The sequence below is a fragment of the Tenacibaculum sp. MAR_2010_89 genome (assembly GCF_900105985.1).
In the GTDB taxonomy this organism is placed as follows: Bacteria; Bacteroidota; Bacteroidia; order Flavobacteriales; family Flavobacteriaceae; genus Polaribacter; species Polaribacter halocynthiae.
Genome location: NZ_FNUB01000004.1, coordinates 483463 through 509249, shown reverse-complemented (window position 1 = coordinate 509249; position 25787 = coordinate 483463). Strand labels below are relative to the sequence as shown.

At 28.7% G+C, this 25787-nt stretch carries 29 protein-coding genes and 2 tRNA genes; 12 read left to right on the top strand and 19 right to left on the bottom strand.

What is annotated here, in order from left to right; all coding sequences use genetic code 11:
• The first annotated feature begins 22 nt into the window (after positions 1-22).
• The gene (locus BLV71_RS03195) at positions 23-619 is read left to right on the top strand and encodes a LacI family DNA-binding transcriptional regulator (RefSeq protein ID WP_093869139.1); all 597 of its coding nucleotides are present in this window, start codon (positions 23-25) and stop codon (positions 617-619) included.
• A 5-nt stretch (positions 620-624) separates the two neighbouring features.
• Positions 625-1503 (top strand): N-acetylglucosamine kinase, encoded by an 879-nt coding sequence (locus BLV71_RS03190; RefSeq protein ID WP_093869138.1) that lies wholly within the window; start codon positions 625-627, stop codon positions 1501-1503.
• Positions 1504-1594: 91 nt separating this feature from the next.
• On the opposite strand, the gene BLV71_RS03185 is transcribed toward BLV71_RS03190, so the two are convergent.
• The gene (locus BLV71_RS03185; protein WP_093869137.1) at positions 1595-2896 is read right to left on the bottom strand and encodes a hypothetical protein; all 1302 of its coding nucleotides are present in this window, start codon (positions 2894-2896) and stop codon (positions 1595-1597) included.
• Between the two features lie 400 nt (positions 2897-3296).
• Here BLV71_RS03185 and BLV71_RS03180 point away from each other — a divergent pair, with 400 nt between their 5' ends.
• The gene (locus BLV71_RS03180) at positions 3297-4067 is read left to right on the top strand and encodes a glycoside hydrolase family 25 domain-containing protein (RefSeq protein ID WP_143032752.1); all 771 of its coding nucleotides are present in this window, start codon (positions 3297-3299) and stop codon (positions 4065-4067) included.
• A 37-nt stretch (positions 4068-4104) separates the two neighbouring features.
• On the opposite strand, the gene BLV71_RS03175 is transcribed toward BLV71_RS03180, so the two are convergent.
• Both BLV71_RS03175 and BLV71_RS03170 read right to left on the bottom strand, forming a co-directional pair.
• Positions 4105-4179, bottom strand: a tRNA-Pro gene (locus tag BLV71_RS03175).
• Between the two features lie 146 nt (positions 4180-4325).
• A complete protein-coding gene (locus BLV71_RS03170; RefSeq protein WP_093869135.1) occupies positions 4326-4556 on the bottom strand; it encodes a hypothetical protein in 231 nt (76 codons plus the stop codon).
• Between the two features lie 705 nt (positions 4557-5261).
• Here BLV71_RS03170 and BLV71_RS03165 point away from each other — a divergent pair.
• Positions 5262-5867 carry a DUF1684 domain-containing protein gene (locus BLV71_RS03165; RefSeq protein WP_093869134.1) on the top strand — a complete coding sequence of 202 codons (606 nt, stop codon included), beginning with the start codon at positions 5262-5264 and terminating at the stop codon, positions 5865-5867.
• Between the two features lie 40 nt (positions 5868-5907).
• On the opposite strand, the gene BLV71_RS03160 is transcribed toward BLV71_RS03165, so the two are convergent.
• From BLV71_RS03160 to BLV71_RS03145, 4 genes are all read right to left on the bottom strand, one after another.
• Positions 5908-6612 (bottom strand): crotonase/enoyl-CoA hydratase family protein, encoded by a 705-nt coding sequence (locus BLV71_RS03160; RefSeq protein ID WP_093869133.1) that lies wholly within the window; start codon positions 6610-6612, stop codon positions 5908-5910.
• Between the two features lie 2 nt (positions 6613-6614).
• A complete protein-coding gene (gene crcB / locus BLV71_RS03155) occupies positions 6615-6986 on the bottom strand; it encodes a fluoride efflux transporter CrcB (protein WP_093869132.1) in 372 nt (123 codons plus the stop codon).
• Positions 6987-7061: 75 nt separating this feature from the next.
• Positions 7062-8063, bottom strand: a complete 1002-nt coding sequence (locus BLV71_RS03150) for a DoxX family protein (protein ID WP_093869131.1) — start codon at positions 8061-8063, stop codon at positions 7062-7064.
• Between the two features lie 24 nt (positions 8064-8087).
• Entirely contained in the window at positions 8088-8633 is a 546-nt protein-coding gene (locus tag BLV71_RS03145; protein WP_093869130.1) for a DUF1599 domain-containing protein, read from the bottom strand.
• Positions 8634-8717: 84 nt separating this feature from the next.
• Here BLV71_RS03145 and BLV71_RS03140 point away from each other — a divergent pair, with 84 nt between their 5' ends.
• From BLV71_RS03140 to cdaA, 4 genes are read left to right on the top strand one after another with little or no spacing between them, the layout of a single operon-like run.
• Positions 8718-9305 (top strand): LOG family protein, encoded by a 588-nt coding sequence (locus tag BLV71_RS03140; RefSeq protein WP_093869129.1) that lies wholly within the window; start codon positions 8718-8720, stop codon positions 9303-9305.
• Complete coding sequence (gene folP, locus BLV71_RS03135; protein WP_093869128.1) at positions 9306-10124, top strand: dihydropteroate synthase; 819 nt, start codon at positions 9306-9308, stop codon at positions 10122-10124. It abuts the gene before it with no gap.
• A 13-nt stretch (positions 10125-10137) separates the two neighbouring features.
• On the top strand, positions 10138-10980 hold the full coding sequence (locus tag BLV71_RS03130; RefSeq protein WP_093869127.1) for a metallophosphoesterase: 843 nt from the start codon (positions 10138-10140) through the stop codon (positions 10978-10980).
• 49 nt (positions 10981-11029) lie between these two features.
• Positions 11030-11812 carry a diadenylate cyclase CdaA gene (cdaA, locus tag BLV71_RS03125; RefSeq protein ID WP_176974345.1) on the top strand — a complete coding sequence of 261 codons (783 nt, stop codon included), beginning with the start codon at positions 11030-11032 and terminating at the stop codon, positions 11810-11812.
• Between the two features lie 56 nt (positions 11813-11868).
• Here the strand turns inward: cdaA and BLV71_RS03120 are convergent, their stop codons facing one another.
• The 3 genes from BLV71_RS03120 to truA form a co-directional block, all read right to left on the bottom strand.
• A complete protein-coding gene (locus BLV71_RS03120) occupies positions 11869-12315 on the bottom strand; it encodes a hypothetical protein (RefSeq protein ID WP_093869125.1) in 447 nt (148 codons plus the stop codon).
• A 66-nt stretch (positions 12316-12381) separates the two neighbouring features.
• Complete coding sequence (locus tag BLV71_RS03115) at positions 12382-14097, bottom strand: ABC transporter ATP-binding protein (RefSeq protein WP_369813904.1); 1716 nt, start codon at positions 14095-14097, stop codon at positions 12382-12384.
• 50 nt (positions 14098-14147) lie between these two features.
• Complete coding sequence (gene truA / locus BLV71_RS03110) at positions 14148-14888, bottom strand: tRNA pseudouridine(38-40) synthase TruA (RefSeq protein WP_093869123.1); 741 nt, start codon at positions 14886-14888, stop codon at positions 14148-14150.
• 272 nt (positions 14889-15160) lie between these two features.
• Here truA and BLV71_RS03105 point away from each other — a divergent pair, with 272 nt between their 5' ends.
• On the top strand, positions 15161-15655 hold the full coding sequence (locus BLV71_RS03105; protein WP_093869122.1) for a metallophosphoesterase family protein: 495 nt from the start codon (positions 15161-15163) through the stop codon (positions 15653-15655).
• Here the strand turns inward: BLV71_RS03105 and BLV71_RS03100 are convergent.
• The 4 genes from BLV71_RS03100 to BLV71_RS03085 form a co-directional block, all read right to left on the bottom strand.
• On the bottom strand, positions 15645-17537 hold the full coding sequence (locus tag BLV71_RS03100) for a tetratricopeptide repeat-containing sensor histidine kinase (protein WP_093869121.1): 1893 nt from the start codon (positions 17535-17537) through the stop codon (positions 15645-15647). The genes BLV71_RS03105 and BLV71_RS03100 overlap by 11 nt on opposite strands.
• A 21-nt stretch (positions 17538-17558) precedes the next feature.
• Positions 17559-18239, bottom strand: coding sequence for a hypothetical protein (locus tag BLV71_RS03095; protein WP_093869120.1), 681 nt, complete (start codon positions 18237-18239; stop codon positions 17559-17561).
• Positions 18240-18525: 286 nt separating this feature from the next.
• Positions 18526-19179, bottom strand: a complete 654-nt coding sequence (locus tag BLV71_RS03090) for a response regulator (protein ID WP_093869119.1) — start codon at positions 19177-19179, stop codon at positions 18526-18528.
• 367 nt (positions 19180-19546) lie between these two features.
• A complete protein-coding gene (locus BLV71_RS03085) occupies positions 19547-19984 on the bottom strand; it encodes a DUF4293 domain-containing protein (protein WP_093869118.1) in 438 nt (145 codons plus the stop codon).
• Positions 19985-20193: 209 nt separating this feature from the next.
• On the opposite strand from BLV71_RS03085, the gene rho reads away from it, so the two are divergent.
• Positions 20194-21936, top strand: coding sequence for a transcription termination factor Rho (rho, locus tag BLV71_RS03080; protein ID WP_093869117.1), 1743 nt, complete (start codon positions 20194-20196; stop codon positions 21934-21936).
• Between the two features lie 52 nt (positions 21937-21988).
• Here rho and BLV71_RS03075 read toward each other — a convergent pair whose 3' ends face one another.
• From BLV71_RS03075 to BLV71_RS03055, 5 genes are all read right to left on the bottom strand, one after another.
• Positions 21989-22537 (bottom strand): 5-formyltetrahydrofolate cyclo-ligase, encoded by a 549-nt coding sequence (locus BLV71_RS03075; RefSeq protein WP_093869116.1) that lies wholly within the window; start codon positions 22535-22537, stop codon positions 21989-21991.
• A 4-nt stretch (positions 22538-22541) separates the two neighbouring features.
• The gene (locus tag BLV71_RS03070; protein WP_093869115.1) at positions 22542-22907 is read right to left on the bottom strand and encodes an MmcQ/YjbR family DNA-binding protein; all 366 of its coding nucleotides are present in this window, start codon (positions 22905-22907) and stop codon (positions 22542-22544) included.
• Positions 22885-23154 carry a hypothetical protein gene (locus tag BLV71_RS18460; protein WP_093869114.1) on the bottom strand — a complete coding sequence of 90 codons (270 nt, stop codon included), beginning with the start codon at positions 23152-23154 and terminating at the stop codon, positions 22885-22887. Before BLV71_RS18460 ends, BLV71_RS03070 begins: the two co-directional genes overlap by 23 nt.
• Positions 23147-23758: a DUF4230 domain-containing protein gene (locus BLV71_RS03060; protein ID WP_093869113.1), complete on the bottom strand. Its 612-nt coding sequence runs from the start codon at positions 23756-23758 to the stop codon at positions 23147-23149. The genes BLV71_RS18460 and BLV71_RS03060 overlap by 8 nt, the downstream gene beginning before the upstream one ends.
• A gap of 105 nt (positions 23759-23863) precedes the next feature.
• A tRNA-Pro gene (locus tag BLV71_RS03055) sits at positions 23864-23938 on the bottom strand.
• Positions 23939-24104: 166 nt separating this feature from the next.
• Between BLV71_RS03055 and trxB the strand changes: the two genes are divergently transcribed.
• On the top strand, positions 24105-25043 hold the full coding sequence (gene trxB / locus BLV71_RS03050) for a thioredoxin-disulfide reductase (RefSeq protein ID WP_093869112.1): 939 nt from the start codon (positions 24105-24107) through the stop codon (positions 25041-25043).
• 189 nt (positions 25044-25232) lie between these two features.
• Positions 25233-25784, top strand: coding sequence for an RNA polymerase sigma factor (locus BLV71_RS03045; protein WP_093869111.1), 552 nt, complete (start codon positions 25233-25235; stop codon positions 25782-25784).
• Positions 25785-25787 lie beyond the last annotated feature (3 nt).

Genomic DNA, 25787 nt, shown 5'->3' with positions numbered 1-25787 from the left:
CCCAAATTAATAGCTTAATTATATGAATTATAACGTAACATTAAAAGAAATAGCATTAAAATCGGGAGTATCAGTGTCAACAGTTTCTAAGGCATTAAATGATAGCCATGAAATTAGTAGTATAACTAAAGAAAGGATTTCTAAAATAGCAAAGTCATTAAACTACAGGCCTAATTTTTTTGCTAAGAATTTAAAAAGAAAAACGAACTTTATTATTGGAGTTATACTACCTGATTTAAAAAATGATTTTTTTTCTAACTTATTAGTAGGTATTACTGAAGAAACATGTGAAAAAAAACATAGAATTATGGTTTATCAAACGTGTAATAGCCCAGAAAAAGAAATTACGTACACAAAATTATTATCTGAAAATATTATTGATGGTTTAATTATATCACCTTCATTATTTCCTGAACGCCATGCTGAAGATAATAAATATCTGATCAAACTTTCTGAAAGACATTTACCAATAATAGTTATTAATAAAATGGTTGATAATGTTGTGTATACAAATACGCAGTTAAAGCAGTCTAATAACGGACTTAAATTAGGTAAAGATTTAGTAAGTAATATGATTAGTAAAATCAAAAATTATAATTTACAGTTAGAAGTTTCTTAGATAAAATGATATTAATTGCAGATAGTGGGTCAACAAAATGCGATTGGATTTTGTTAGAAAGCCTAGATTATAATATAGTAAGAAGAATTAGAACAAAAGGGGTGAATCCTTCTGTTTTAAAGAAAAAAGATATAGAAAATATTCTTGAAAACTGTAGCGAATTATCGTTTTATAAAAAGTTAGTAACAACTATTTACTTTTTTGGAGCAGGGTGTAATAATAAAAAAGGGAGTGATAAAATAAAGAACATTTTTGAGAAAAAATTTACCAACCTATCAAAAATTGCTATTAAAGAAGATTTAATGTTAGCTGTTTTTGCTGCTTCAAGTAAACCTTCGGTGGTTTGCATATTGGGTACTGGGTCTAATTGTTGTTTTTTTAATGGAAAAGTAATTGAACAAAAAGTAAAAGCAATGGGCTACATCTTAATGGATGAAGGAAGTGGTAATCATTTAGGAAAAGAACTCTTAAAAAGTTATTATTATAGAAGTTTACCAGAAGACCTTAAGTTTTCTTTGGAAAAAGAGTTTAAGCTAGATGATGATATGGTTTTATCAAAACTCTATGGGTCAAAAATGCCTAATAAATATTTAGCGCAATTTGCACGTTTTTTATTTGAGAATATTGAGCATCCTTACGCAAAAGAAATGATAAGTTCTTGTATAGGGAACTTTATAGATAAACAATTAGTTAATTATAAGAACGAATTAAATGAAGTCCCCCTTTATTTTATTGGCTCTGTAGGATATCATGCAAGAGATATTATTAATGAAGAACTAAGAAAAAGAAAAATGAGATCTCCCGAAAACTTCATAAGGAGACCTTTGAAAGCTTTTATTGAATCTATTAAAGAAGATAGGCTCTTCTTAAAAGAGGTAGTGTAAAGTAAATATGAAGGATACACAACCAATGAAATAATTTTAATGATGTTGTTGTGTAGTTTACATTTTGCCAACGGTTTGGTTAAATTGAGTTTTAAGGCAGTTTAGGTTTTGTTGTAGTACGCTTTGCATTTTCAGTTATCGAAACTCGGGCAATACAGCTCATTAATTCGTATTTTGCGTGTAAATTATATAAAGATTCAATGTTCAGATGAGTTTCTTTCTTTTTTTTATTGTATCGGGACATATTTAGTGTCTTTTCAAAAAATCTATTTCTATTCGAATTTTTATGCTCTTGATGAGGGGTTGATATTCCTTTATGAAAAAAATTTGATCTATATGAATAAGTCTTTTTTATGACCTCTTCTAGCTGTTCATCAGATAATGTAAAAGGAGTCAATTCAGACTGGAGACTTACTTCGTGAGGGTATTTTTGTCTATAGTTAATCCCATCTCTTAACAAATCATTATCAATAGTTTCTTCCCAAGTCTCTTTGGGAGCGCATTCAAAAATAAACTTTATAAACCTAGAGGATAGCTGAGAGTCTTTTTCTACTTGCGAAAATTTAGCCCATAACTCTTCATATTTATTTGCTAGATTATTAATTATTGGATCTCCACTTTTTCTTAATTTCAACCATTGTTTATGCTCCTTTGGTTTTGTTGGGCTTATAGGCATAGAGTAAAATGTAGCTGCACTTTCAATTGCAGCTATCAATAAACTAAAGGATAAATCAAAATCATTTTTTTTATTTTGAAGAGATAATTGAACCAATCTCATTATTTGAAAAAAAGAATAGAAAGTTAGCTTTGAGTTCGAATTATCAGTTTCAGAAAACGTGTTTACTACTTTATATATTTCTTTGAAATTTTTTATCCATTGAGAAATTATAGAAGAATGAACTCTTGATTCAGTACCGTCATTTCCCAAGGAAAGAATAGGGAATGACATTCCAATATGTTTTAACTCTTCTAAGCTAGCTTTTTTTTCCAAATGCTTTTCATATGTGTATTCGGTTGCTGAATATACTGGTCGTTCAAAAGCAAATGAACAAATTGAACTTAAAGCTAATGTATATAAAGATGAATTAAGAAAATTTACATACTCGGGCATTCTTACGGCTGATATATATGTCCAAGATATTTGTTGACCAAAAGTGTCTTTTAAATCAAAATCTATTTTTTCAGATTTAAATATTGTTAAATCACCACAAACAATATCTTCTGACAAACTGAAATCTAGAACTAAATAACCATAAATTCTTTTGTCTGCAGTTGTTTTATATAATTTAACTAAGGTAGAAGCCTTTTCGGCTCTTTCTTTTGAAAATGCAATTATTGCTTCTTTAAAAAGAATGTGATTTTGACTAAGATATCTGATATGATTATTATTCATCGATTTTTATGTATGCACTAAGTGTTTGTGTAAGATTAGTTGCGTATTTTAAACACTAAATTTAATAAATAAATCACAGATAGAAAGTCCGTGAGGATTTTCGTAAGTAGGCTTGCATTAGCAATTTATTTTATGTGACTTAAGTTTACAAAGCACTAAATTTAAGTGTCAAAAAAGAAAAATTTATAGGTGTATGGTGATTTTGCTACGTCCATACTTAATTAAAAAACGTTCATGTCTCTTTTTTATAAGAATAGTTGATTTATTGTAAATTTAAATAGTTTTAACGTGTTAAAAAACTAGATTTTGAGTATTTTTTTTAACTATGCTTCGTTTTGTTTCACCAATTAATTAGTTTATAGATCAACTATTCTTATAAAAAAGAGACATGAATAAAAAGATGATAAAATCAAACATTAACAAAGGTTCATTTAAAATTGTAGACAGTTCTCAACCCGCAAATGATTTAATAGATAAAGTATATTCTTATTATAATGAAATGCCAATTGCATGGGGAAGGTATTTTACTACTGGTTACCCTGTGGAGTATTCGCATAATTTAGAAAATAATACTTTACATGAAAATAATATAAAACTACTACCTATTGCAAGGCATACAAACCATGTAGGAGGTTCTTATTCACAGGGGGTAACAGATGCTAAGCAAGGAGTAAATGATCTTTTTTCTACCTTTACTGTCAATTATTGGAAGTCACAAGGGAGTGAGTTTTTCTTTTTTTTAGATGTTGAAGGAAATGTAAGTGGAAGTAATGGCTCCATATCTGAAGAGTACTATAGAGGTTGGTCAGAGACTTTAATTTCCTATAGTAAGGAAAAAAGTGAAAATTCTGTAAATATTCTTCCATGTGTTTATGCAAATTATCATGATAATACTACATTTTCAATATTAATTAAAGGTGAAATAACATGCTATGGTTTATGGATTGCTAGGTATCACAGTTCTCCTGAAAAATGGCCTTCATGGAATGAGAATTTTGCAGTGCCTAAATTAATACAAAACTCATCAATACCAGTTTTTTTGAGGCAATATGCAAGTGGAGAGCAAGTGAATGAAGAATTTGACCTTGATCAAACGAACCCCAATATTATTGGATTTAAAGAAAGGTTTTTAAACAAACTTATTCTTCCTCCTTCAAGTAATATATCTTAAATTATTGATTTTTAGAATTTAAGAGAGGAGTTGAAAGTCGGGATGAGAGGATTCGAACCTCCGATCTCTGGTCCCCCAGACCAGCACTTTAACCGGACTAAGCTACATCCCGAGTTTAATTTGGTTAGTATACAAAACTAAAAAAAAATTCTAGGAAAAGACCTAGAATTTTTATCAAGAATAAATATCATATTTAAGGGTTTAGATAATTAATTATAGCACCCTTAATTTTATAACGTGCTTTTTTAGGAAAAAGTATTAGGCCGTTAATGGTTTTCCTTTTAAACGTTTGTCTATACGTTGTTTAACAACTGTTAAACGTTTCATTAAGTCCATTAAGTTACTATCTTTAGTTTCTTTATAAACTTCATTAATTTCTAAAATTAACGCTTTAGCTTCTCTTGAAGCTAATATTCTATCACTAGTAGTAACAAATTTGAATTTTCTGGTTTCAAACTCTTCTCCTTTACTAATTAACTCTGAATTCATATTAAGTGCTTCTTTCGTTTTAAATTAAAATAATCTTTACAATTTAGGTTTGGTGTTGATTTAAAATTGAAAAAGATATAACTCTTATAGTCTATTTAAGACATCTCATTAATTTTTTTATAACAATATTGTAATAAAAAACTGGGGGTCAAATATAGCGTTATTTACGGTTTTATATGTTAAAAAACAATCAAAATATATTATTTTTTTATAAGTTTTTCTTATTTAGGAAGATAAACTCGTTTTTTTACCACTTATAATGCTATAAATTAGTAGGTATTTAACCAAATATAATAAAACTTGTTAATTTTTCAAAAAAGAATTAAATGTTTTTTTTATAAGATTAATAAGATTTGATGTTTAATATTGTTTTTTTATGTGAAAAATGTAATGAAGTTAGGCTATATAAGTAAATAGCACAAAGAAAAAAATAGTATGTAGAATTTATTTTTAAGTATAAACAAGTTTTTTTTAAAAAAAAGAAATCTTAGTTTGTGTTATGTATTTGGTATTTAAATGTTTATAATGTATGTTTCTTGTTGAAAAGCAAAGAGATTGTCCTTGGTGATTTTTAAACAATTACTCTATTTAAAATAGATGTTTATATATTGATAAAGTGGAATTTGTTAATTTTAAAAAAAGTTATTGTAACATAATTTAACTCTAGTATCTTCACCAATAATTGAACTTATTAAACATAAATTGATGAAACATTTTTTTGTATTTATTACTATGATAACAATGGTATCATGTAATTCTCAAGGAAAAAGAAAACAACTTGGTAAAACTGATTTTCAAAAGTCATTAAATTCTAAATTTAAAGATGCTACAACTTCTCCGTTAACAAAAAAAGGATTGAAAAGTTTTACAGGGTTAGATTTTTACCCAGTAAATGAAACTTATAAGGTAAAAGCAAAGATAGAAAAGACTCCAGATTCGCCTACTTTTAATTTTCCAACAACAACAGATAGGGTGGCTGTATATGAAAAGTATGGAGTAATTACTTTTACAATAGAAAATAAAGAATTAAAATTAGCTATTTATAAAAATAAATTTTCAACAGAAAAATATAAAAACCATTTATTCTTACCTTTCTTAGATAAAACAAATGGAACAACTTCGTATGGTGGAGGAAGATTTATTGATGTATTAACTACCGATGAACAAAAAGACGGTACTATAGTGATTGATTTTAATAAAGCGTATAATCCATATTGTGCTTATAGTGATAGGTATTCTTGCCCAATAACTCCAAGAGATAATTATTTAGACATCGAAATAAAAGCAGGAGTAAAAGCTTATAAAAAGTAAAGAAGTTTTAAACTTCTTTACTTTTAGTTTTTTTATATAATTATTTAGAAGGAGGAGTTAAACCTTCTTTTATGTCTTGTTGTATAGCTTTTTCTATCTTTTCTAAAGAAGTTTGTCTTACTTTTAGTTTCGTAGCTGCATGTGCTTTAGGGTTTAATTGTGTAAACATTTCAGCAATTTTAATTGCAGTTGGTAATAAATGTTCTTGTGGAACAATTTTGTCTAAAAAACCAGCGGAAATAGCATCTTTAGGAGTGTAGATTTCTGAGTTATTTACACTACGATTAAGAGATACTGGAGTTAAACGAGCTTTTGCAATTTCTATTCCTGCATTATGCATAGTCATTCCAATCATTACTTCATTTAACCCTATTTTAAAATCACCATCAGTACCTAAACGATAATCAGCGGATAATAATAAAAAAGCTCCTTTTGCTATAGCATGACCGTTACAAGCTATTATAATTGGCATAGGGAAAGAAAGCATTCTAAGTGATAATTTTGATCCTTTGGTAACAAGGTCTAGTGCTGATTTAGGAGATGCAGTCATAGATTTTAAATCGTACCCTCCTGAGAAAACTCCAGGTTTTCCAGTTAATATAACAACCTTTTTATTGTTTTCGGCTTTATCTAAGCATAGGTTTAGATTATCAATAACTTCATGAGAAATAGCATTTACTTTACCGTTATTTAAGGTAATAATTGCATAGTGTTCTTCTTCTTTATACTCTGTTAAATTGGTCATTATTATAAAAATTTAGTTAAAAAGATCCCGCCAAAAACGGCCAAGAATCCAATAATAAAACTAGCTATTGTGTATATGGCAAAGGTTGTAAAATCTCCAGCTTTTAAAAACACATGATTTTCGTATGCAAAGGTTGAAAATGTAGTAAATCCTCCACAAAAACCTGTAGCTAGTAAAAGCGTATGGTTTTGAGTTAAGGTTTCGTTTTTTGCAGCAAACCCTAAAATGATACCAATTAATAAACTACCTAAAATATTAGCAACAAAAGTACCGTAAGGAATACCAGTTTGAGAATTGTTTAAAAGTTTACCTACTAAGTATCTTAATACGCTTCCAGCTCCTCCACCTATAAAAATTAATAGCAGTTGTTTCATTATATGCGAATATAATAAAACCTCACAAAATCTGTGAGGTTTTAAGTATCTATAAAAAGTTGTTTTATTTTAATGTTATAATTCTACATCATCAGCATCTGTCCAATTCCATTTACCATCAATAATACCTTTTTTAACAGTTACTATTCCTGGGTTAGCTCTAATTACAGTTTTTATAGCTTTCTCATCACAACTACCAAAAGTATATGGTAAATTGTATTCTTTTTTGAAAGCATTTAAAGCATCGTAATTTTCTTCATAAATAACATCAGCCATCATCATATCTGATGTTAGAACATAAATTTCATAACCACTGCTCTTAGCTTTTGCAGCAACCTTTGAAATTTCAAGCATACCTTCTTTGTTAACTTTTTCTGTAGTGGTCATAAGAATTAGCATTGCTTTGTCTTTAGAAAGCATTTCCTCTAATTTATCACCATCTGCTGTACTAATTTCAAAATCATGAATAGGAGGAGCATCATCACTTCCTTCTTGATATTGCATACCTTGTTCAATATTTGTTCCTATAGCATAGGCTCTAAAATCAACAATTGGTAAATGGTTTAAAACATAATAAGCAATAATTAAAGAAATGAAAACAGAAATATAAGTAGATAATGAAGCTATTTTATTTGATATTAAGGGTTTAATAAATTTTATGCCTAAAATTAAAATTACAATAAACACCATAAAAATAACATTCTTGTAAAAGGTTTCTTTAGGAGTTAGCTTTATAGCGTCACCAAAACAACCACAGTCAGTTACTTTGTTGTATGTATATGAATACCAAGTTAAAAATAAGAAGATTAAATTTAAACCAAATAAACTCCAAACAGTAAACTTAGGTTTAAAACCAACTAACAGCATAACACCTAAAACTAATTCAGAAACTATTAAAAGAATGGCAAAAGGCAGTGCAACTGGAATTAAAAATTCTAAATTTAAAACTCCTTCACTAAAATATTCTTCAAATTTATATTGAGACCCTATTGGGTCAACTAATTTTACAAATCCAGAATAAATAAATAAAAGACCTACTAGTATTCTTGAAATATGAGTTAGTAATTTTAATATCATAATTAAGGGTGTTTTTTAATATTGTTAACTGTCTAATTCTGAGTGATGAATTAAAGCAAAAATAGCATAATTTATCATATCTTGATAATTTGCGTCAATTCCTTCAGAAACTAATGTTTTTCCTTTATTATCTTCAATCTGCTTTACTCGAAGTAATTTTTGCAAAATTAAATCTGTTAATGATGAAATACGCATGTCTCTCCAAGCTTCACCATAATCATGATTTTTGTTTTCCATTAACTCTTTAGTAATGTTTGAATGTTTATCGTATAATTCACCAGCTTTTTCAGTTGATAGATCTGGTTGATCTACAATACCCAGTTCTAACTGTATCAAAGCCATGATAGAGTAATTGATAATTCCTATAAATTCAGATTTCTCTCCTTCATCAACTTTACGAACAGTATTTTCCTGTAATTGACGTATACGTTGAGCTTTAATAAAAATTTGATCTGTAAGAGAAGGTAACCTTAAAATTCTCCAAGCACTGCCATAGTCAGACATTTTTTTAACAAATAAACTTCTACATTCATCAATAACTAAGTCGTACTGTTTTGAGGTATTTTGCATTTTTTGTTTTCTGAAATAATAAGGTAAAAATAATAAAACCATTAGGTTTTCCTTTATTTTTACCTAATAATTTATTTTTAGAGTATGAAATTAAATAACATTGTTGTTTTTTGTGGTTCTAGTCTGGGCTTCAATGAAGTCTATAAAAATATTGCAGTTAATTTAGGTAGTTATTTTGCAAAAAATAATATTACCCTAGTTTATGGTGGTGGTAAAATAGGAATGATGGGTGCTATAGCCAGTGAAATTATTGAAAAAAGAGGTAAGGTTGTTGGGGTAATTCCTGATTTATTAAAGAAGGAAGAAGTAGTACATTCTAATATTACAAAAATTATTATTACTAAAACAATGAGTGAGCGTAAAGTAATAATGAGCAAAATGATTGATGGTTATATAACATTGCCAGGAGGATTTGGTACTTTAGATGAGCTTTTTGAAGCTTTAACGTTACAACAGTTACATATTGAACAAAAACCTGTTGGAGTATTAAATGTGAATGGTTTTTTTGATGCTACAATTAAACAGTTAGATTTTATGGTTAAAGAAGGATTTTTGAAACCTGAAAATAGAGCTTTATTGTTAATTGATGAGACTATAGACGGATTAATGGAGAAGATGAAAAATTATACAGCTCCTGAAAAAACACATGTAATTAATAAAGTTGTAAGCTAAATGACGATTAATTGTAAAGGAAATTTAATAGATCTATCATCTCCAAAAGTTATGGGGATTTTAAATATTACTCCAGATTCGTTTTTTGATGGTGGAAAATATAATTCAGAGAAAGATATAATACACCAAGTAGAAAAAATGTTGAGCGAAGGTGCTACTTTTATTGATGTCGGCGCTTATTCGTCTAGGCCGGGTGCAAAGCATATTTCTGAACAAGAAGAATTACAACGAATTGTACCAGTAATAGAGTTGTTAACGAAAGAATTCCCTGAAATTCTTATTTCAATTGATACTTTTAGGAGTAAAGTAGCTGAAGAAACAATTTTAAAAGGAGGTGCAATTATCAATGATATCTCAGGAGGTGCAATGGATGCTAATATGTTTACAACAATTGCAAAATTACAAGTACCTTACATAATAATGCACATGCAGGGTACTCCACAAAACATGCAAGCCAATCCGCAGTATGATAATATAGTAAAAGAAGTGATTTCTTTTTTTGCGGCGCAGTTATTTAAACTTAAAGAAAAAAAAGTGAATGATGTTATTATTGATGTTGGTTTTGGTTTTGGAAAAACAATAGCTCATAATTTTGAATTATTAAAAAAATTAGAATTATTCAAAAACTTAGATGCACCTATATTAACAGGTATCTCTAGAAAATCTATGCTATATAAAACCTTAGGTTGTTCAGTTAAAGAGGCATTAAACGCTACTACAGTGGCGAATACAGTTGCCTTAATGAATGGTACACATATATTGCGTGTACATGATGTGAAAGAAGCTGTAGAAGCTGTTACTATTTTTAATCAATTGTAGAAAATTAAATGTAATGAAAAGAAGAAAATTTTTAAAAAAATCTATTTTCGGTACTATAGGCTTAGGATTGTTGACTGGTTTGTATACATGGCAAATAGAACCTTTTTGGTTAGAGTTTGTTAAGAAAAAAATGCCAATTAAAAATTTACCTTCCGCATTAGAAGGGAAAACATTAATGCAAATAAGCGATGTGCATATTGGTAACAGATTTGACTATCAGTACATCATAGATAGTTTTAAAAAAGCGCAAGAATACAACCCTGATTTTGTAGTATATACAGGAGATTATGTTAGTTATGAGAATGAAGAACAATTTACTCAGTTAGAAACTGTTTTAAAACATGTAGTAAAAGGAAATTTAGGAACAGTAGGGGTTTTAGGAAATCATGATTATGGACATAATTGGCTAGAACAAAATGTAGCAGATAAAATAACAAGTTTACTTGAACAATCTGGAGTTACCATTTTAAGTAATACTCATAAAGAAGTAGCTGGTTTAAATTTTATAGGATTTGATGATTATTGGGGGCTTAATTTTAATCCTGAAAAGGCGATGACTACTTTTGATATAAACAAAGCGAATGTAGCATTGTGTCATAACCCTGATGTATGCGATATAGATATATGGAGGGGGTTCAATAGCTGGATACTTTCCGGGCATACTCATGGAGGGCAATGTAAAGCTCCTTTTTTACCACCACCTATGCTTCCTGTTAAAAATAAAAAGTATTCTTCAGGCGAAATTGATTTAGAAGATGGTAGAACTTTGTACATAAATAGAGCAGTGGGACATTTATGGCAAGTGCGATTTAATGTAAGGCCAGAAATAACTGTTTTTGAACTAACAAATGCTTAAAAAGTGTTGTTTTAAAAATTAGTACATTTACAAAAACTCTACTAAAAACATAGATTTGGATTTTATTGATTTTTCTTTTTTAGATGTATTAGATATTATTTTAGTAGCTGCTCTTTTATATTATATATACAAGTTATTAAAAGGTACAGTAGCTATAAATATCGTAATAGGTATTGCATTTATTTTTATAATATGGAAGATGACTCAAGCACTAAATATGGAAATGCTTAGTGGTATTTTAGGGTACTTATTATCTGGTGGAGTTATTGCTTTAATTATTGTATTTCAGCAAGAAATAAGAAAGTTTTTATTAATGATAGGAACTACTAATTTTTCAACTAAAAGAGGTTTTTTAACTCAGTTAAAGTTTTTACAATCTGAGATTAGTTTTGAGGTTGATACTGAGGTGATTTTAAAGGCTTGTGTTAACTTATCAAAAACTAAAACAGGAGCATTAATTGTAATTGAACGAACTAATAATTTAGATTTTTTAGTAAGTACAGGTGATAAAATGAATGCCTTAGTAAACGAAGCAATTCTTGAAAGTATTTTTTATAAAAACAGCCCTTTACATGATGGAGCTACAATAATTAGAGATAATTATGTGGTAGCAACTCGTGTGATTTTACCAATTTCTGATAATTCTCAAATACCTTCTCGTTTTGGTTTACGTCATAGGGCAGCAATAGGAGTTTCAGAGAAAACGGATGCTATTTGTATGTTAGTTTCTGAAGAAACAGGGGAAATTTCATATATAAAAGATGGAGGTTTTGAGCTATACAACAGCTTAGAGGAATTATCAAAAAAACTCCAAAAAGACGTAATGGAATAAAAAAAGATTCTTCAATATGAAGAACCTTTTTTATAACTAAATATAGTTAAATATGCTTATTTAGCTGGTGCCATTTTTGATTGAATAGCACTCATTACGCTGTTAAATTTCTTAACACCATCAGCATCTAAAGTTTTTACTAACTCAGCACCTTTAGTAGCTAATTCAACACCTTTAGTAGCTAATTTAGAGCTTTTTAGAACATCACCTTTAGCAGCAATATAATCTTTAGCATAAGTAGCGTAATCTTTTAAATGTTGCTCTACTTTTTCGTTATCAAAACTAGGAATAGAAATACCTTCTAAAGCAGATTGTACAGCTTCAGCAGCTTTATCAACAGTTTCTTCAGCTTTTTCAACTACTTTAGTAGCAGCTTCTTTTGTAGCTTCAGTAACTTTTTCAGTAGCTTCTACAGTTGCTTCTTTTGCTTCCTCTTTTGCTTTTTTACATGAAGTTGCTAATAATGAAGCAACAACAAACGCAGATAAAATTACTTTTTTCATCGTTTTATGATTTTTAGTTTTTAAGATTGAGTAACAAATGTAACATTTTGAAGTTTGTAATCAAACTTATTCAGTGCTTTCATCACTAAATTGTTTGTCATATAAGTTTCTGTAAAAGCCATCTTTTTTCTGTAATAAATTTTTGTGGCTACCTTGCTCTACAATTAAGCCTTTATCCATTACAATTATCGTGTCTGCTTTTTGGATAGTTGCTAATCGATGTGCAATAACAATAGAGGTTCTATTTTTTGTAATTAAATCAGTTGCATCTTGTATCATTTGTTCTGAATGAGAATCTACCGATGAGGTAGCTTCATCCAAAATTAAAATACTAGGTTTACTAACATAAGCTCTTAAAAATGCAATTAATTGGCGTTGTCCAGATGATAGCATAGCACCTCTTTCTTTTACATTATAACTATAGCCATTAGGTAAGCTCATAATAAAATCATGAATACCAATTTGTTTAGCAGCAGTTATTACTTCTTCAGCTGAAATGGTAGTATCATTTAAAGTAATATTGTTATGAATAGTATCAGAAAACAAAAAAACATCTTGTAAAACTACAGCTACTTTTTTTCTTAGCGAGCTAATATTATACTGTTCTACAGGAATGGTGTCTACGGCAATTTCACCACTATCTATTTCGTAAAACCTACTAATTAAATTAATAATGGTAGACTTTCCAGCGCCTGTAGCACCTACAATAGCTACTGTTTCCCCTTTTTTAACATCAAAACTAATTCCTTTAAGTACTTCTTCACCTTTAATATAGCTAAAATGCACATCATTAAAAGTTATATTTCCTTTTAAATTAGTAGCTTCAATAGTTCCTTTTTTATCAATAGAACTTTCAGTGTCTATTACTGCAAAAACTCTTTCACCAGATACAATTCCCATTTGTAATTGGTTAAATTTATCGGCAATTTGACGCAAAGGGCGAAATAACATTTGTGCCATTTTTATAAATCCAATAATAGCACCAACAGTTACTGTGCTATTTTCTACCACTTGAAAACCTCCATACCAAACAATTAAACCTATAGCTATAGATGATAAAATTTCAGCAATAGGAAAAAATATTGAATAGTACCATACTGTTTTTATATGTGCTTTTTTATGTTTGTCATTAATTCCAACAAAATTTTTATATTCTATTTTTTCACGATTAAAAAGTTGAACAATTTTCATACCTGTTACCCTTTCTTGTACAAAACCATTTAGGTTAGCAACCTGGTTTCTAACATCTTGAAAAGTTGCTTTTATTGCAATTTGAAAAAGCTTAGTGGCGTAAATTAAAATTGGTAAAACAGCAAGAGCTATAAGTGCTAATTTCCAATTAATAACTAGCATAACTACAATAACAACAAGCATTTTTAAAATATCACTTACAATCATAAAAACACCTTGTGTAAAAAAATTGGCTATAGTTTCAATATCAGAAACTACTCTGGTTACTAGTCTACCAACCGAAGTTGTATCAAAGTAACCCATTTTAAAGTCCATTATTTTTTTAAAAACAGTTGCTCTTATGTCTCTAATAATGTGTTGTCCAACCCAGTTAGCATAGTATATAAACAAAAATTGCAAGGCAACTTGTATTAATAAAATAACTAACATTATTACTGTGTAGTTCAGTAACTGATTAAGGTTTTTTGTTGTTGTAAAATCATTTACAGCATGCATTAAAACATACGGGCTTGCCGCTGATGCAATAGCTAATAATATTGTTGAAATTACAGCTGTACCAAATTTTAATCGGTACTGTTTTGCAAAACTCATTAGTCTTACAAAAATTTTTAGATCAAATGCTTTTCCTGATTCTGTACTCACTATATATAATTATATGCTACGTTTGTTAAAAATAATCCTTTTGCTGGAACTGAAAGTCCTGCATTACTTCTGTTTTTACTCTCAATAATTTTTTTAAAATCATTAACTGATATTTTACCCATTCCAACATCTAATAAAGTACCTACAATTGCACGTACCATATTCCTTAAAAATCGATTGGCAGTGATATGAAAGGTTAATTCATTTTCATTAAGTACCCACTTAGCATTACTTATTTCACAAATAAAAGTATGAACATCTGTTTTTACTTTTGAAAAGCATTCAAAGTCTTCATATTCAAGCAATATCGTAGCTGCTTCATTCATAAGTTCAACATTAATATTCTTGTATTTATGATGCAGTTGCCAAGTAGTATCTAATAAAAAAGGATTCCTTCCAAGCCAAATTTTGTATTCATAACTTCTGCTAACAGCATCAAATCTTGCATGAGCATCTTCTTCAACAGGTATGGTATTGTAAATAACAATATCATTAGGTAAAACAACATTTAATTTATAGGTAAAATTAGCATCAATAATTTTTGATGTATCAAAATGAGCATACATTTGTGATGCATGAACTCCAGCATCTGTTCTACCTGCACCTACAACAGCAATATTACTTTGTAAAATTTTATTTATTGCGTTATTAATTTCTTCTTGTACGCTTATAGCATCTGGTTGAATTTGCCAGCCATGGTAGTTTTTTCCATTGTATGAAAGCTCAATAAAATACCTCAAAAAAATAATGTTTTAAATAGCTAAATTATGGAATTTTAACCGCATGATTTAGAAAAAGGAAAAGTTAATTTAAATTGGAATATTGATAAATTATATTAAACATAAAAATATATACAAAAATTTATGTTTTTATGATGGTCTAATGGTTTTTTTTTAGTATCTTTAGGGTATAAGACAATAAGTCCCCCCGTAAGTCTGACCCCTTAAGATATTGAACCCGCAATATATTTATATATTGCGGGTTTGCTTTTTTAATAATAAATTGCGCCATTATGAAAAAAGTCTTATTGTTATCAGATACCCATAGTTTTATTGATGAGCAAATACTAAAATTTGTAAAACAGGCCGATGAAGTTTGGCATGCTGGAGACATCGGTAATTTAGAGGTTACAGATACCTTAAAAAAGTACAAGCCTTTAAGAGCTGTTTATGGAAATATAGATGATAAAGATGCCAGAGCTGAATTTCCGTTAGATGCTAAATTCATGGTTGAAGGAGTTTCTGTTTGGATAACACATATAGGTGGCTACCCGAATAAATATAATCAAAGAGTTAGAGAGGCTTTAAAAAATGACCCTCCTAAATTATTTATATGTGGGCATTCTCATATTTTAAAAGTTCAGTTTGATAAAAAACTAAACTTACTACATTTAAATCCTGGGGCAGCTGGTAAGCACGGATTTCATCAAGTACGAACTATGTTACGATTTGAATTAGAAAAAGGTGATATAAAAAATTTAGAAATTGTTGAGTTAGCTAAGCGGTAACCAAACTTCTATTTTTTATAGGAACAGTTATAGTAGCTTTTGTTCCTTTTTCTTTGGCAGATTCTATTAAAAAATTTCCATTCATCATTTGAATTCTAGCTTCTATTTGATTTAAGCCTAATCCTGTTTTTATTTTATTGTCTTTATAATTAAAACCAATACCATCGTCTTCAATTAAAACAGAAAGAAATCCATTTTTATCTTCTAAAACAATATGAGCATTACTAGCTTTACTATGTTTTAAAATATTATTAATCAATTCGTGAATAACATTGTATAGTTTTATTTCAAATTCTTGATTATACCTACTAATGTTACTAATGTTTGTATGAAAATGAAGTTCAGAATTTGAATATTTGCTACCAATATCTTTTATGGCATATCCTAAACCAAATTTTAAAAGAATAGACGAAACTAAATTATGAGAAAGATCTCTAACTTTTTGTGACGCTTCTAAAATAATTTGTTGCGTTTTTTCTAATTCAACAGGAGTATTACCGTTAAATTGTTTTTTTGTAGCACGTAAATGCATGTTGGCAGAAGAAAGTAAAGCACTTACACTGTCGTGAAGAGTTTCTGCAATTTGTTTTCGCTCAGTTTCTTTACCGTCTAAAGTAGCATTTAAAATTTTAATTTGAGATTCTGATTTAATTCGATTAATGTTTTGTTTCTCTATTAATTTATTTTGAGATAATTTTAATTGAAGATTATTTTGACGTAATCTGTAATTATAAATAACAACACCAGAAACAATAAGTATAAGTAAACTTAATCCGGCTAGCATTTTATCTGTGTTTTCTTTTTCTAATTCAGCCTTAGCAATAGCTATTTCTCTTTCATTTTCTAATTCTTTGATAGTTTCATTATGTTTGTTCTCTGCCTGTTTTATTACTGCTTTCCAGTTTCTATTTCTTATTGTATCTCCTAATTCATAGGATGTTTCAAGGTTGTCATAAGCTTCGACTTCCCCTAAATTTCTCATTACCCAAGCTAAGTTTTCATAAAGAGATACTTTAAAACGAATTGCTTTAAAACTTTTTTGATTTTTTATAACTTCAATAGCCTTGTTATATGTCTTTTTTGCTTCAAAGTATTTTTCTTGTGAGAAATAAACACTTCCCAAGTTATTTAAAGCGCCAGCTATTCTTATTCTTTCACCACTTTTTTGATGAAACTTAACTGCTTTAAGAGCAAAAAATTCAGCTTTATCATAGATAGTATCAAGAAAGTACAAGGCTGATAAATTTGTATATGAGATAGCTTTATATTTTTCGATTGTGCTATTTGTAAACTTTAATTTATCTAATTTTGAAGAATAAAAAAGAGCACTATCTCTATATAGATTTAACTTATTGTTAGAGGAAGTTTTTTTTTTAGCTATTAGTGAGTTGGAAGTGTTTTTAAATTGTTTGAAATATAAACTTCCAATTTTAAGGTAATATTTCCCGAGTTCACTTTCTATGTCTGAATTATTTATTTCTCTCGAAATGTCTTTTTTGTCTAAAGTAATATCCTTTTGCGCAAAAATAAAGTTATGAAGAGCAAACTTATAATATTTAATTGCTTTTTTATTTTTATTTGTTTTATTATATACTGAAGCTATTAATTCGGGAACTAAATAAGAAATTGTGTCATTATTTTTATTGTTGTTGATTTCATGAAATAAAATTAACGCTTCTGTTAATGTTTTACCATAGAGCTCATTTTTAAAATTATCTTTAGCTATGATATATTTTTTAACCAATGGTATGGTATCCGAATTTGTATATGTGAAAAAAATAGCCTTGTTCAAGGCTATTTTTACAAATTTATTTTTTGCATTAATTATATTAATGAATGTTAAGGTGTAAAATAAAAAAAATAAAATTTTTTTATATTTCATATATTTTAAAATTGATGTTTTTTAAAAGTAATCGCTAGAAGCTAAGTCATCAATAACTACGTTAGGTTTTCTAACTGCAGCCTCTGATTGACTCCTTGCTGAATATTTATGATTTACAAAATCAATTTTTAAAATATTACTCTGAGGTACTTCTATGGTTCTTGAGAAATTGTGGTTTTTAGTTAAACCACTTGATAAATGTACCTCATAAATTTCTTTAGTGTCATTATAAATAAATTCAGTTTGTACATTTTCATTTACCTGAAAATCAAGAGTAAAAGTACCGTCTTCATTTTTAGTAACACTATAATTATTTAAAAACTCAGTAACTCCTTTTTTAGCAAAGGTAATGTTTTCATCTTCAACAGTAATCTGTGTTTTTTTACCATTGTTTTCTTCTAAAAAACCAATTTTTAAAAGGTCATTTTCAAGATTGAAGTTATTGCTATGCTTTTGAGCTTGTTTTTGTACAGCTTCTGATAATACTATTTCATTAGATTGATCAGAGTTTTTAAAGGTGTTAACTTCTGTGTTTTCTTTTACATCAAAATCAATAGAGTACCTACCATTAGCATCTCTTTTTAATGTATATGATTTTAATTTTGTTTCGTTTTTTTGCAATAATTCAGCGTCATTTTCAGTAGATGAACATGATGCAAAAATAAGAGTAAGAGCTAGGAAAAGTGGGGTAATTTTATTCATGCTTGCATTTTTTAAGGTTAATGATTTAAGGAAATTTGTTTAAGAGTTTAATTTTAAAAAAAAGGCGACGTACTTAGTATAGATTAATGGAGATACGGGGGACGTTCTCATAAATTAGGGGATAAAGAAAACAAAATGAAGGGGTTTTCTAAACTATGTTATATAATAACACGTACATCGCCAGATATATTTTGATTGTTGTAGTTTTTAGCGACGTAATTAATTAGGAATTTATAGGTTTTGGGGGAGTTTTCTTTGGGGGCAAAGAAAAAATAGAATGAAAGGATTATACTATATTGTTCCTAACTGCATACATCGCTAAACCTACTACATTTTTCACTTTTAGTTTTTTATATAGGCTTCTGCGATATGTTTCAACAGTTTTTACACTTATTCTTAACTTATCGGCTATTTCAGATGAACTTTTTTCTTGGGCAATCAATGTTAATACTTCTAACTCTCGTTCAGTTAGATCTTTGTGAGATTCCTCTCGTTTGATTTTATTTTTTGAACCGGTAACGTATAAATTAAAAAGTTTGCTTTTAATATCTTCATTAAAATATTGCAACCCTTTATTTACAGCTCTAATAGCGTCTACAATATGTTCGCTAGCAGAACTTTTTTCTAAAAATCCATTTGCACCAAGTACAATCATTTCTTGTACAAGCTTTGGATCACTTAAGCTAGATAAAATAATTGTTTTAATTTTTGTATCACGTTGTTGAAACGTTTTTAAAACATCTATTCCATCCATCTCTGGCATATTAATATCTAATATCAATATATCAGCAGTGTTTTTTTTAGACCAGTTTATCACTTCTCTTCCTGTTAAAGAAAAGCCTTCGACTTCAATGTCATCTTCGATATTTATTAGCGCTATCACTCCTTCTATAAGGATCTTATGATCATCGGCTATATGAACTTTAATCTTGTAACTCATTTGTTGTTTACGTTTACAAATTTATGGGAGAAGCAGAGTTCTCACAATACTCAATACCCCTAAACGGTGTTTCAGGGTTTTTACTAACGGTATCAGGGTAAACCCTTAGATACACTTTAACATTTGAAGGTTAATTTGTTGTTTTTTAGGTGTTTGCATAGTTTTTTAGCTTTGTTTTTTGTACAAGTTTAACTAAAATAATGTATCAAAAAGCATTTAAAATTATAAATTTTATTATTCTTATTAAAGAAACTTTTATATTAAAACTAAAAAAGAGAAAAAGTTATATGCTTGCAAAAAAAAGTAAATAAAAAACCGAGAATAAATTCTCGGTTTTATCGCACTAAAATATACTAAGATGTTAGGCTTATCGTAATCTATCAACAGATTTTACAAGATCTTCGTCCTTTTTAATTGCTTTATTAGCTAAAACTACTAGCAAAATAACAATAACAGGTAAGAACATCCCAATACCTTTCTCAGAAACAGTATTTTCTCCAGGTAATGTTAGCGATAAATAAATCAATAATCCTAATAAAAAAAGGTTTGTCAACATATTTAATCTACCTAATACAAATTGTAACTGTCTATTTTTAAATAAAAATATAGTAACAATTGATATTATAGCAGAGGTGAAAAATAATACAGGAACTGTTTTTTGAGAAATAGAATCACTAGTAAATAAGTCTATTATATATATAGGTGTATTTTCTTTAGCTTGTATCCATAAATTAACTAATAAAGTTAATCCTCCAGAAATAGCACCTGCTAATAAAAGATATATTGATTGTATTCTTTGTATCATTTTTCCAAATTGGAAGGCAAAAATAACATTTCTTTTTTTAAAAAGAAATATTCCAAGTTAAATTATTTGTATATATTTGCCTTGTAAGTAACTACACATTAATTGTTATATACTTCATATAACTAACAATCAGATTATAAAACAAACAATAACTTTTTAAATTCTTTACTTATACAAAGTGAGAGGATTTTAACCAAATATTTTAACGAATGTTCGAGATTTCGGAATTAAAAGCTAAGAAACTTACTGATTTACAAGAAGTAGCCAAGAAAATTGGGTTAACTAAAACGAGTCAGTTAAAAAAGTTAGATTTAGTTTACAAAATTTTGGATGCTCAGGCTGAAGCTACTAGTAAAGAAGAAAAGCCGGCAAAAAAAGAAGCTCCAAAAGAAAAGCCAAAAAGAAAAAGAATTGCCAAAAATGCACCAGTTTCTCAAGAAAAGAAAGAGGAAGTTGTTGTAAATAAGCAAGAAGAACAAGTTGTTCCTAAAAAAGTTGAAAAGGCTCCAAAAGTAGAAAACACTCCTAAGAAAGAAGTAGCTGTAGATAAAAAAGAGGTAGTTGTTGAAAAAACAGTGAACAAGGAAGTTGTAAAGCCTAAAGGAACTAATAATAGAGGTAAAGAGGCTCCAAAACCAAGAGAAAGAAGTAAAACTGAAGAGGTTAAAAGAACGGACGATAGAAAGCCGCAACATGCTCAAAATAATAGGCCTCAAAGAAATACTCAGAATAAGAACAACAATAATAATAACAACAATAAACATCATCAAAATAAAAATAATAACAACAAGCATCATCACAAGAGTGGTAATAAATACCGCGATCCTGATTTTGAGTTTGATGGAATTATAGAAAGTGAAGGTGTATTAGAAATGATGCCAGATGGATACGGTTTTTTACGTTCATCTGATTATAACTATTTATCATCACCTGATGATATTTATGTATCACAATCACAAATAAAATTATTCGGTTTAAAAACTGGAGATACTGTTTTAGGTAATGTGCGTCCTCCGAAAGAAGGAGAAAAATACTTTCCTTTAATCAGAGTGTCAAAAATAAATGGATTAAGTCCGAATATTGTACGTGATAGAGTGTCTTTTGAACATTTAACACCACTTTTTGCAAATGAGAAATTTAATTTAGCAGAAAGAGGAAGTTCACTTTCAACAAGAATAATTGATTTGTTTTCACCAATAGGTAAAGGGCAACGTGGTATGATCGTAGCACAGCCAAAAACGGGTAAAACAATGTTGTTGAAAGATGTGGCAAATGCTATTGCAGCGAATCACCCAGAAGTTTATCAAATAGTTTTATTAATTGATGAGCGTCCTGAAGAGGTTACTGATATGAAACGTAATGTACGTGGAGAAGTTGTAGCATCTACTTTTGATGAGCCAGCTGATAAGCATGTACGAGTTGCTAATATAGTTTTAGAAAAAGCAAAACGTTTAGTTGAATGTGGTCATGACGTAGTAATTTTATTAGATTCTATTACACGTTTAGCAAGAGCTTATAATACTGTAGCACCAGCTTCGGGTAAAATATTATCTGGAGGTATTGATGCTAATGCATTACATAAGCCAAAGCGTTTCTTTGGAGCAGCTCGTAATATAGAAAATGGAGGGTCTTTAACCATTATAGCTACGGCACTTACTGAAACTGGATCTAAAATGGATGAAGTTATCTTTGAAGAGTTTAAAGGTACTGGTAATATGGAGCTTCAGTTAGATCGTAATATTTCTAATCGTAGAATTTACCCTGCAATTGATTTAATAAAATCAAGTACACGTAGAGATGATTTATTATTAGATGAGAAAACAGTAAAACGTATGTGGGTATTACGTAAGTATTTAGCTGATATGAACCCAATAGAAGCCATGGAATTTATTCAGCAACGAATAAAAACATCTATAAATAATGATGAGTTCTTAATTTCTATGAACGGATAGTTATAGAAATACAATATTATATATTTAAAAATCCTGCAAAATGCAGGATTTTTTATTGAGGGTAAATAACTTTATCTAAAGGAATGTCAAATTCATTAATGTCTTCTATAGTGTCAATGGGTTTAAAAAAATTGAGACCTATAGTTTTTACATCTTTTTTACAGGAAGCCAAAAAACGATCATAAAACCCTTTTCCGTAGCCAACTCTATATTTTTTTGCATCAGAAATTAATAAAGGAACAAAAACTAAATCAATTTCTTTTACATTTATTTCTTTAGCATTAACAGGCTCAGGAACACCAAATTTGTTAAGTTCAAGTTTTGTATTCTCATCTAATAAGTAATGCGTTAAAGAGTCGTCATGAAAATTGCATCGACTTACAATTATCTTTTTATCAAGGTCTCTGAAGAATTTAATGATAGGAGTAGTGTTGATTTCATTAAACTTTTCCATTGATAAAAATAAATGAACATTCTTAATATTTGTTATCTTTATATTAAAAACTTGTTGGTAAATATTTTGCTCTAGCTCTTCTTTTTGAACATTCGATAAATCTTTTCTTCTTTGTTTGTATTGAATTCTTAAATCATTTTTTTTCATAGTACTATAAGGTGTCTAATTCGGTTTTTAGTTTTTTTGTAAGTCCTTTAACTACTAGGTTATATGAATGGTCAATCAATTCAAAGGCAAAATTATCAGAAACATCATTGTTTAAAATAACAGTGTTCCAGTGTTTTTTATTCATATGAAATCCTGGGTTTATACTATCGTAATTAGTACGTAATTCTTCGCTCCATTCAGGATTACATTTTAAGTTTATTTTCTGGTCTCCATTTTCCCACTTATCTAAACCTATGAGAGCATACATTTTTCCCATAACTTTAAATACTAAAGTAACATCATCAAAAGGAAAGTGTTCTGTTACTCCCTTTTTAGAATTACAGTAATTATGTAGTTGTTCTATGTTCATATTTATTTTTTAAAATGGTAACGATTAAAAAGATTGTAGATGTTATACCAAAAATAAGTAAAAAGTATTTGACTATGTTAATAGTGATAAACAAAGCAAAACCGTCAGAAATATCTGAATTTTCAATTTTTCTCTGCCAATTTACTAGTTGTTTTGAAGTTTCAATAAAGTAATAAGTAGCAAAAGATAAAATTGCTACTATTATTAAAAATATTTTTTTATTAAGGTTGGGAGTATTGTTAATCAATTAACGTTATTTTTTCATTAGGAAGTTCCAATGAAGAGTAGTCTAATTTCCAGCCAATGGTTTCTACTAGGCTATTCATTAGCATAATTGCTTCTAAGGCTTCTCTATTGGCAGTTTGCATTAGGTTACTTTCTGGTACTTTTTGAGAAATGTGATCTTTGGCTTCAGCGTTAACCTTGGTTAAATCATCTGAACTAAATTTATTTAAAAAACCATTTTGAATATCATAAAAACGAATAGAAGGCTCTATTGAGAAAATTTCAGGTTGAGGAAATTCAGATAATGAAATTGTTTTGCTTTTAGTATCTGCTAACATTTTAATTTTTCTAAAATCAAAGCCAATAAGAACTTTAGCGTTAATTAATATAATAGCTTTCTTTTTACTGGTAAAAAGTCCAAGGAACTTTTCTTGGGAGTTTTCATGATGGTATATTTCTGCGAATTCTCCTTCAACAGTTATTAGTTTTGAAACTTTTTTAATTTTATCTAACAAAACAACAGATTGTTTTTGTGTTAGATTTTTTTTACTACTTAGTGCAAATTTTTGAAATATAAAATAAGAAGCAATAGCTCCTCCAGCCAAACCTAAAAAAAGTAATTCCATAAATACGAAGTTACAAAAAGTTATTATTCTTAATTATTAAAAAATAATGTAAAAAATAAAACCTTGTAAACGTATAGAATTTACAAGGTTTTTGATTTGATATAGTCGGGGTGGCAGGATTCGAACCTGCGACCTCCTCGTCCCAAACGAGGCGCGATGACCGGGCTACGCTACACCCCGAATTATTTCGGACTGCAAATTTATAAAAAAAAAGTAAACAACAAATAAAAAACATATAAAAATGTAATATTTTTATTCTTTATCGACTTATAATCAAAATATATAATACTAAGAGGATAAAAAACAAAAAACTACTACATTTGTAGTTACTAAATAATACATAGATATGGCAGAAAAAATAAAATGTTTAATCATTGGTTCTGGACCAGCAGGATATACAGCAGCAATTTACGCAGCTAGAGCAGATATGAAACCAGTAATGTATACAGGTATGCAAATGGGAGGTCAATTAACTACTACTACTGAAGTTGATAATTTTCCTGGTTACCCTAATGGTACTGATGGAACTGCTATGATGGAAGATTTAAAAAGTCAAGCTGAAAGATTTGGAACTGAGGTTCGTTTTGGTATGGTAACAAGTGTAGAGTTTTCTGATAAAGAAGGAGGTATTCATAAAGTTATTGTAGATGAAACTACAGAAATTGAAGCAGAAACTGTAATTATTTCTACTGGAGCTACGGCTAAATATTTAGGATTAGAAAGTGAACAACGTTTAATAGGCGGTGGAGTTTCTGCTTGTGCAACTTGTGATGGTTTCTTTTATAAAGGGCAAGATGTTGTTGTAGTTGGTGCAGGAGATACTGCAGCAGAAGAAGCAACATATTTAGCTAATATTTGTAGTAAAGTAACTATTTTGGTTCGTAAAGACTATATGAGAGCTTCTAAAGCGATGCAACACCGTGTTAATAAAACAGAAAATATTACTGTTTTATATAATACTGAAATTGACGAGGTTTTAGGTGATAATGTTGTTGAAGGTGTAAGAGCTGTAAATAATCAAACTGGTGATAAAACTGATATTTCTGTTACTGGAGTGTTTATTGCAATTGGCCATAAACCTAATACGGGTATTTTTAAAGGAGTATTAGATATGGATGATACAGGATATTTAATTACTAACGGAAAATCAACAAAAACAAATATGCCTGGAGTATTTGCTGCAGGTGATGTTCAAGATAAAGAATACAGGCAAGCTGTAACTGCTGCAGGTACTGGTTGTATGGCAGCCTTAGATGCTGAACGTTATTTAGGTGCTTTAGAATAATAAAAAGTATATAAGATATTAAGAAGAAAGAGATTGCTGGAAAGCAATCTTTTTTTTTGTTAGATTTTTTAATTAAAAGGTCTTCCTCATCGTGAAATTAAATGAATGTTTAAAAAAAACAATTAATTTGTAACGTTTTTAAAAAAACAGAGTTTATCAGTTTGTAAAATCAACTAACACAATTATAACTTGGAAACATTATCAGATAATTCATTAATGCTGAAGGTGAAACATGGTGAAAACCATAAACTAGGATTGTTGTATGAAAGGTATAAAAGACGATTATTTGGTTTTTTTTATCAAATGAACAAGGATGCTAGTTTAAGTGAAGATTTAGTGCAAAATGTATTTATTAGGGTTTTAAAATATAAGCATACCTATACAGAAGAAAGTAAGTTTATTACCTGGATATTTCAAATAGCAAGAAATGTAAACTACGATAATTTTAAAAAAATCAAAAAACACCAACATAAAAATATAGAAGAAGTAGATTATACATTAAATGGTTATGATGACATACAAAAAGATATAGAAACATCAGAAAACACATTTATTTTAAAAAAAGCAATGCAATTATTATCTAATGAAAAAAGAGAGTTTTTAACTTTAAGTAAGTTTAAAGAATTGAAATATAAAGAGGTTGGACAAATAATGGGGTGTACTGAAGGAGCGGCTAGAACAAAAGTTCATAGAGCTTTACAAGAATTAAAAGAAGTTTATTTAACCTTAGATAAAAGATAAGAT